The organism is Microbacterium sp., assembly GCF_041909575.1.
GTDB lineage: Bacteria > Actinomycetota > Actinomycetes > Actinomycetales > Microbacteriaceae > Microbacterium.
Genome location: NZ_JAYRDE010000019.1, coordinates 26,241 through 33,763 on the forward strand (window position 1 = coordinate 26,241; position 7,523 = coordinate 33,763).

The following is a 7,523-nucleotide window of genomic DNA, read 5'->3' on the forward strand; positions in this document are numbered from 1 at the left end:
GAGGACCTTGTGATCCCCGACCGCATCATCGAGCAGGGAACGCTCACGACGGATGGCACGCGTGCCGCCGTCGAAGTCCGGCTCCCCTGGTACCGCGCGCTCCCCGCGTCATGCATCGCCGCAGCCACCCTCACCGTCGACGGCGTCGAGGCGCCGGCGGACTCGCTCCGCTGGCACATGAACGGGCGCACATTCACGTTCGCAGAGCTCGCCCCGAACATCGAGGAGTGGTGGTTCCCGACCGATTCCGCCGTGCTCTCCGGCGACGTTCCCGTCGCGGACGGGGCCGCCGAGCACACGGTCGAGGTCGGCCTGACCCTCTACATCCCCTACATCGTCATCGGCGCGGACGAGGTGCTCCACATCGAGGAGCACGACGCCAAGACGATGACCGCACGGAAGGCAGTTGCGGCATGACTGTTCCATCCCCCTCGATCCCCGCCCGTCGGCAGGGATCGCCTGGCACGCCCATCCAGGGCGTCACCCTCTACAGCTTCACCCGTGCCTTCCACGGTCGCGAGTACGACCTCGAGGGCCTGATCCGCAAGGTCGCCGCCGACGGGTACGGACCCGGCCTCGAGATCATCGGATTCTCGAGCTTCCGCGGGTTCCCCGTGATCGAGGATCGCTTCGCCGGCTGGTTCCGCGACCTCGTCGCCGAGACCGGTCTCGTCACGACGTCGCTCGCAGTCAACGCCGATATCGGCATCCACCGCGACCGGCTCCTGAACCAGGACGAGCTGCTGGAGTACATGCGGCGCCAGATCGAGGCCGCCGCGAAGCTCGGCTTCCCGATCGCGCGCGTGCAGATCTCGATCACGCCCGACTCGATGGAGGCGCTCGCCCCCATCGCCGAGGAGCACGGCGTCACGCTCGCGCTCGAGGTCCACGCCGACCAGTACGCCTCGCACCCGCGCATCCTCGCGCTGCGCGACCGGTACGAGAAGGTCGGGTCGCCGTTCCTCGGCTTCACGATGGACTGGGGCGCCACCGTCAGCGGCTTCGCCCCGTCGCTCATCGAGGCCTATCGTCGCCGGGGCGCCTCGGAGGAGCTGCTCGCCAAGGTCGTGGACCTGTGGGACGAGTTCTACCAGCAGGGACCGCCGGCCGACCAGGCCGACCACGGACAGCGGTTCGGCCGATTCATCGCCCTCGCGGCGCAGAACGGCCGTCCCGACCTCGGCATCGACTTCGGCATCAACGGCACCGGCCTGTTCGGACCGGCGCGGGTCGACGACTGGCTCGAGATCTTCCCGTGGATCAAGCACGTGCACGGAAAGTTCTTCGGCATCGACGAGAGCGGCGAGGAGCCCTCCGTCCCGGTGCGCGACCTCGTCCGGCTTCTCGTCGAGAACGGATACTCCGGCGCGATCTCGAGCGAGTACGAGGGATGGCACTGGAACTACTGGCAGAGCCCCTTCGACATCATCGCGGGCGAGCAGGCCGTGCAGCGCTCCGCTGCCGAGGCTGCCGGGTCGCGCATGATCACGGATGCCGCGGAGGCTCGCGCCACTCTCGCCGCACACCTTCCCCAGACCGTCGGCCGCTGAAAGGACCGGACCATGACCTCTGATGGCATCGCCGGAACCGGCATCAAGCTCGGAACCACCCTCTACTCGATGACCAGCGAATTCGCCGGCGGAATCTATACGCCCGAGACGCTGATCAAGGCCGTCCACGACGAGGGCATCGGCCCCGGCATCGAGTTCAACATCGCGCAGCTGCTGCGCACCTACCCCGACGTCGACGACGCGTTCGTGAAGCTGTGGTTCGACAGCATCGAGAAGTACGGGCTCGAGCCCAGCGCCGTCGGCACGAACCTCGACATGGGGCGCCGCAAAGACCGCGACATGACGCCGGACGAGGAGCACGATTTCCTCGCCCGCCAGCTGAAGACCGCGCACACGCTGGGGTTCAAGCGCGTCGTGATCCGCTCGCACGGCAGGGAGCTGCTGCGCAGCCTGCTGCCGCTGGCCGAGAAGTACGACCAGAAGCTGGGCTACGAGATCCACGCCCCGTCGGGCCCGAACGACCCGCAGGTGCTGCGGATGCGCGAGATGTACGACGAGCTGCAGTCGGATCGGCTCGGCTTCACGGCCGATTTCTCCTCGACCATGCACAGCCTGTCGCCGACGCTGCTGCGCACGCTCGGGCAGATGGGGATGGATGAGAGTCACTTCCCCGTCATGGAGGAGATCTGGCACGAGCCGACGCCCATGCACGTGCGCAACCAGAAGTTCGAGGACTACCTCACCGGCGAGGGCGTCGACCCGCTGCGGTTCGGCCCGTTCACCCGCCTCGCGTTCAACATGCACGGCCTCGTCCCGCCGGAGGAGTGGCTCGACATCATGCCGCAGATCTTCCACGTCCACGCCAAGTTCTACGACATCGGCGCTGACGGGGAAGAGCCGGCCATGGACATCCCGCGCATCGTCCGGCAGTTCGTGGAGGGCGGCTACGAGGGATACCTCTCCAGCGAATGGGAGGGGCACGCTTTCTCCGACCTCGGCGAGGCCGACCCGATCGACCTCGTCAAGAAGCAGCACGCGCTGATGCGCCGCGCGATCGAAGAGGCCGTCGCGTCTCACCGAGTACCGGCCTGAAAGGACGGCGACCAGCCATGGCAACCCACAATTCCCTCTTCGCCGAGAACGACGTCCGCCGGGTCGACGGCGGGATCGCCGTCTCGGTCCAGCTGCCCTGGTACCGGAGCCTCTGGCTCTCGGCCGTGGACGATGTCGACGTCACCGTCAACGGCGTGACGATCCCGAAGGACTCGCTGCGGTTCGAGCTCGAAGGCCGGAGCTATCGCATCGAGGAGCTGCCCGAGCAGTCCGAGACTCTCTGGTTCGTCGCGGACCGGCCCGACATCGTCATCCCGCTGGACCCGGTGCCCGCGCCCGGCGAGAAGCTCACCGTCGAGGTCGTGCTGACGATGCGTCTGCTGTACATGCAGATCATGCCCGGCGCGGACGGCGGTCCCGGCCGCTACGTGACCAACCGCGTCCCGGTCGAACGCGAGGTCGTGCTCGCATGACCCTGCGCGTCGCCGACTTCTCCACCAAGTGAGCACGCCGATGACCGACGTCCTGAACGTCCTCATCCTCTCCGGGCACATGACCCGGGAGCACGACAACGAGTTCCGCAGCTTCCGTCAGCACAACCAGTGGCTCACGACGCTGCTCGAGGACACCGGGAGATTCCGCGTGCGCGTGGTCGAGGACCCGCGTGGTCTCGGCGCCGAGATCATCGACAAGTACGACGTCGTGATCGTCGTCTTCGAGGGCCGCGACGGGTATCACGACACGGCCGTGGGCTTCGGGCCCGAGACGGATGCCGCACTGCTGAGGTTCGTGCACGATCACGGCAAGGGCATCGTGTGGTTCCACGGCTCCGCCGCGCAGGAGGACGACTGGGGCTATCCCGAGGAGTACAACGTCATGCGCGGCTCGCGCCTGACCGTCGCCGGCGGCCTGCGCCCCCGGCCGTGGGGCGAGGCGCAGCTCGACACGGTGGAGCCGAGGCATCCGATCACCGAGGGCATCAGCGCGCGCTGGACGGTCACCGGCGACGACATCCTCACGGGCGTCGAGATCCTCGACGGCGCGCGCGTGCTGCTCACGACCTTCGACGACCTGGAGTCGTACGAGCGTGCGCCGGTGTGGCCGATGTCCCACTACCCTGTCGCCATTCCGGATGCCGGGATCGCGGCGCTTCCGGGCATGAACACCGACCAGCCGATCGCGTGGATCAACGAGTACGGCGCCGGCCGCTCCTTCACGATCACGATCGGCCACGACATCGACACGTTCCGCCGCATCGAGTTCCTCCGCATGTTCCCGCGCGGCGTGGAATGGGCCGCGAAGGGCGAGGTCTCGCTGGCGGGACCCGACCGGCGCGGTGAGCGCCGCTTCCTGCCCTGGCCGTACTACAACCACGAGGGCTGAGTCCCCGCCGAAGGCCCGAATCACCGTGCACATCTGCGGAGATGTGCACGATGACGGATGCCATCGGGGCGAGGCATCCGCAGATCTGCACATCTCCGCACTTCTGCGCGGCATGGAGCCCAGGACTCAGCCGCGAATCGGATCGGCGACCGTGAGAGCCTCGCGGGCGAGGACGAGGTGCGCGCGGGTGCTCTCCACCGGATCGTCGTCGAGCCACTCCTGCCCGCCCCACTCGCTGCAGAGGGTCCCGGCGAACCCGGTGCGGCGCAGCGCACCGGCGAGATCGGCGATGGGTTGCGAAACCCGCCCGCCGGCGTCGTCGAGGTCCCAGAACTTCAGGTGGGCAGCCGAAAGCAGCGGGAGGACCGGCTCGAGCTCGGCGACGTCGCTGCGCCCGAAGCGCACGAGCAGGTTCATGAAGAGCGTGTGGATGTGCGGCGGCACGGCGCCCGACCGCAGGGTGTCGACGACGATCGCAGTGGTCGACGAGACCTTCCAATCCTCGTGCAGCGCGCGCATCAGATGGCGGGGAAGGCCGGCGGCGTCGAGCCGCTCGAGGTACGTGACGGGCAGCGCGGGCATCAGCATGCTGATGTCGACGAGCAGGCGCACGTGCGGGCTGTCGATGCTCACCAGCGCGTCGTACGCCGGTGCGGCGGACGGGTTCGAAGGCGAGCCGGAGCCCTGCGCCTCCTCGAAGAGCACGAGATCGAGCTCCTCCAGAAGGGGAAGCAGCCGCGTCAGCAGTTCGGGACCGGCCTGCCCGAGGGGCAGGCGCAGGCCGCTGGCTCCCAGGGCCGCCGCGGCCCGCAACTGCGGCACCAGGAACTCGAACCGCTCGTCGTCCGTGCGGCGTCGAGACGGCGCGGCCCAGTCGTCGATGCTGCCGCCGACGATGCTCACCCGCCCGCCGAGACCGACCAGCTGGTCGCGGAAGGCGCTCGCCTCGGCGACGGTCGGCTCGGGGAACGACCGCCACAGCTGGCCGAGTTCCACCTCGATGTGCGCGGCCAGTCCCTCTGCGACGAGGGATGCCGCGATGTCGGGGGCGGACCGCTCCGCCGCGATCACGGCCGGGGTGAGGTTGAAGGCGCTCGCCGACAGGATCCAGGATGCGGGAAGGGGTGCGGTCATCGATCGCTCCAGTCGGGTCACGCGACGTCGCGCGAGACGGTCTCGGCGCCGGCGGCGTCGGTGATGAGGGTCTGGGAAGAGGTGAAAGGCAGCCGCAGCGGGCCGTCCGGGCCGGATTGCAGGTAGGGGACGATCAGCTCGAACGAGACGCGGACCTCGTGGGCGCCAGGCCGCAACGGGATGCGTCCGCGCAGCACGACGCGATCCTGCACGTACCACCAGCCGCGCTCGTGCACGAGGGCGTCGGCGGGCACGGATCGGTCGCCGATCTGCGCGACGATCGCTCCGGCCGGGCGCCCGTCGATCTCGACGCGGGGATCGACCAGGCTGGCGATCGGAAGCGAGCGGATCCAGGGCAGGGACAGGCGCAGCGCGAAGCCGTCGGCCGTCGATCTCAACGCGTCCGCATGCAGCGTCGCAAGCGTCATGGCTCACCCTCGATTCCTCGCTTATGCGAAGAATCTACCGGCTTATGTCAGTTTTGTGAAGAAGATGATGCCTGTGCAGTCAGCGACGGCGACGGCTGCTGGTCGGCGAACCAGCGCGGGAACGTCGTCTCGAAGAGCTGCTCCTTGACCATCTCGACGCCGCCGCGGAGCGGCTCGCTCACATCGTCGATGGACTGCACGATGCTGAGGTCGCGCGTCGCCAGGGGCAGCGACAGCTCGTACACCCGCTGCCTGACCTCGGCGAGGAAGACCTCCCCGGCGGCGGCGACGGCGCCGCCGATGACGATGACGCTCGGGTTGAACATGTTGACCAGCGCGGCGATCGACTCGCCGACGACGCGCGCGGATGCCTGGATCAGCGAAATCGCGAGGGCATCACCGTTCTCGGCTGCGCGGGAGATGTTCTCGGGCGTCGGAGGCGTGCCCTCGGCCGACTGGCGCGCGAGCTGTCCGGAGGCGCCTGCCGCGATGGCTGCCTCGGCGTCGCGCGTGAGGGCCCAGCCGCCGGCAACGGCCTCGAGGCATCCGACCTTGCCGCACCGGCAGGGGAGGTCGGACCCCGCGACGCGCACGTGCCCGATGTCGCCGGCCGCGCCGTTCGCTCCGCGGTGGATGTGGCCGCGCGACAGCAGCCCGGCCCCGATGCCCGAGCCGATCTTGCAGTAGATGAGGTCGAGGTCGTCGTCGGGGCGTCGCGCGCGCTCGCCATAGGCGAGCAGGTTGACGTCGTTGTCCACCCACACGGGCGCATCGAAGTGCTGCTCGAACCGGCGGCGCACGTCGAAGCCGTTCCAGCCCGGCATGATCGGCGGCGCGACGGGCCGGCCGGTCGCGAAGTCCACGGGGCCGGGAAGCCCCACGGCGACGCCCCAGACCGGTCGGGCGTCGTTGCGGTCGCGCAGCGCGTCGACCATCTCTAGGGTGGCGTCCAGCGTCTCGGCGGGTCCGCGCGAGATCTCCCAGTCGCGGTGGCTCTGATCGATGATCGTGCCGTCGAGGTCGGACAGCCCCACGTGGATGTGGAGGGCGCCCAGCGCGCAGATCACGATGTGCCCGCGATCGGAGCGGAACCGCAGCGTGCGCGGTGCGCGGCCGCCGGACGACGGACCGATGCTGCCGTCGCCCAGGAAGCCCATGTCGATCGCCTGGTCCACCCGCTGGGCGACCACGCCGCGGCCGAGTCCCGTCACCCGGCCGATGTCGGGACGGGTCGTCGCATCGCCCGTCCGCACCATGTTGACGATGCGCAGGAGGCTCGTCACCTCGTCGGTCTGGGCGCCGAAGCGGAGCGTGGATCGCGTGGCCATGGTTGATTTTGACACAACCATCCGTCGATCCGAGCGGATCGACGCCGCAAATATCCGGGATAGCCACAAACTTAGGTCTGTCTCTGACGAAAGCGACTACCGTCAGGCGGGTGGGCAGCGAAGCGACGAAGCGCGGTGTCGGCGTCATCGGCGCCGGGCCCGGAGTGTGGGCGCTCCACGCTCCCACGCTCGCCGCCCTCTCCGACTCGTTCCGCGTCGTGCACATCGCCGATGCCGGCGGAGGGCGCGCCGCGGCCATCGCCGACCGCGTCGGTGCGAGATCCTCCGGAACGGCCGAGGAACTCCTCGCGGATCCCGAGGTCGACGTGGTCGCGATCTGCACCCCGCCGGCCTCGCACGCCGAGCTGATCCTCGCGGCGGTCGCGGCGGGCAAGCGCGCGATCTTCTGCGAGAAGCCGCTCGCCACCTCCGTCGACGAGCTCGAGCCGGTCCTCGCCGCGTGCGCGGACGCCGGCGTCGCGCTCGTGGTCGGGACGAATCACCTGTTCGACCCGGCCTGGGATCGTGTGAAGCAGCACCTCGACCGGACCGGCGCACGCATCCTGAGTGTGTCGGCGGTGCTCTCGCTCGCTCCGAACGACCGCTACCACGCCCTTGTCGCGGACCCGGTGCCGGCCGCCGCGCCCCCGCACCGTCCGCCGATCGACCCGGCCGATCCCGGCATG

At 69.4% G+C, this 7,523-nt stretch carries 9 protein-coding genes; 6 read left to right on the forward strand and 3 right to left on the reverse strand.

The genetic code is table 11. The features are described from left to right. Positions 1-9: 9 nt before the first annotated feature. From ACE3O1_RS04775 to ACE3O1_RS04795, 5 genes are read left to right on the forward strand one after another with little or no spacing between them, the layout of a single operon-like run. The gene (locus ACE3O1_RS04775; RefSeq protein WP_374312969.1) at positions 10-417 is read left to right on the forward strand and encodes a DUF6379 domain-containing protein; all 408 of its coding nucleotides are present in this window, start codon (positions 10-12) and stop codon (positions 415-417) included. Continuing rightward, complete coding sequence (locus ACE3O1_RS04780; RefSeq protein ID WP_374312971.1) at positions 414-1,550, forward strand: sugar phosphate isomerase/epimerase family protein; 1,137 nt, start codon at positions 414-416, stop codon at positions 1,548-1,550. Before ACE3O1_RS04775 ends, ACE3O1_RS04780 begins: the two co-directional genes overlap by 4 nt. Before the next feature lie 12 nt (positions 1,551-1,562). After that, positions 1,563-2,603 (forward strand): sugar phosphate isomerase/epimerase family protein, encoded by a 1,041-nt coding sequence (locus tag ACE3O1_RS04785; protein ID WP_374312973.1) that lies wholly within the window; start codon positions 1,563-1,565, stop codon positions 2,601-2,603. A 17-nt stretch (positions 2,604-2,620) separates the two neighbouring features. Continuing rightward, positions 2,621-3,037, forward strand: a complete 417-nt coding sequence (locus ACE3O1_RS04790; RefSeq protein ID WP_374312975.1) for a DUF6379 domain-containing protein — start codon at positions 2,621-2,623, stop codon at positions 3,035-3,037. Between the two features lie 40 nt (positions 3,038-3,077). After that, on the forward strand, positions 3,078-3,947 hold the full coding sequence (locus ACE3O1_RS04795; protein WP_374312977.1) for a ThuA domain-containing protein: 870 nt from the start codon (positions 3,078-3,080) through the stop codon (positions 3,945-3,947). Positions 3,948-4,073: 126 nt separating this feature from the next. On the opposite strand, the gene ACE3O1_RS04800 is transcribed toward ACE3O1_RS04795, so the two are convergent. Genes ACE3O1_RS04800 through ACE3O1_RS04810 form a run of 3 tightly spaced genes read right to left on the reverse strand, consistent with a single transcriptional unit; the run spans position 4,074 to position 6,837 of the window. Then, positions 4,074-5,081, reverse strand: a complete 1,008-nt coding sequence (locus ACE3O1_RS04800) for a restriction endonuclease subunit R (RefSeq protein ID WP_374312979.1) — start codon at positions 5,079-5,081, stop codon at positions 4,074-4,076. A 17-nt stretch (positions 5,082-5,098) separates the two neighbouring features. After that, positions 5,099-5,509 (reverse strand): hypothetical protein, encoded by a 411-nt coding sequence (locus ACE3O1_RS04805; protein WP_374312981.1) that lies wholly within the window; start codon positions 5,507-5,509, stop codon positions 5,099-5,101. A gap of 47 nt (positions 5,510-5,556) precedes the next feature. Next, entirely contained in the window at positions 5,557-6,837 is a 1,281-nt protein-coding gene (locus tag ACE3O1_RS04810; RefSeq protein ID WP_374312982.1) for an ROK family protein, read from the reverse strand. A 110-nt stretch (positions 6,838-6,947) separates the two neighbouring features. On the opposite strand from ACE3O1_RS04810, the gene ACE3O1_RS04815 reads away from it, so the two are divergent. Further along, positions 6,948-7,523, forward strand: a 576-nt coding sequence (locus tag ACE3O1_RS04815) for a Gfo/Idh/MocA family protein (protein ID WP_374312984.1), incomplete at its 3' end; no start/stop codon positions are given.

Coding starts and splice junctions, on each gene's coding strand:
- ACE3O1_RS04780 (WP_374312971.1), top strand. CDS start 414: ATGACTGTTCCATCCCCCTCGATCCCCGCCCGTCGGCAGGGATCGCCT.
- ACE3O1_RS04785 (WP_374312973.1), top strand. CDS start 1,563: ATGACCTCTGATGGCATCGCCGGAACCGGCATCAAGCTCGGAACCACC.
- ACE3O1_RS04790 (WP_374312975.1), top strand. CDS start 2,621: ATGGCAACCCACAATTCCCTCTTCGCCGAGAACGACGTCCGCCGGGTC.
- ACE3O1_RS04795 (WP_374312977.1), top strand. CDS start 3,078: ATGACCGACGTCCTGAACGTCCTCATCCTCTCCGGGCACATGACCCGG.
- ACE3O1_RS04800 (WP_374312979.1), bottom strand. CDS start 5,081: ATGACCGCACCCCTTCCCGCATCCTGGATCCTGTCGGCGAGCGCCTTC.
- ACE3O1_RS04805 (WP_374312981.1), bottom strand. CDS start 5,509: ATGACGCTTGCGACGCTGCATGCGGACGCGTTGAGATCGACGGCCGAC.
- ACE3O1_RS04810 (WP_374312982.1), bottom strand. CDS start 6,837: ATGGCCACGCGATCCACGCTCCGCTTCGGCGCCCAGACCGACGAGGTG.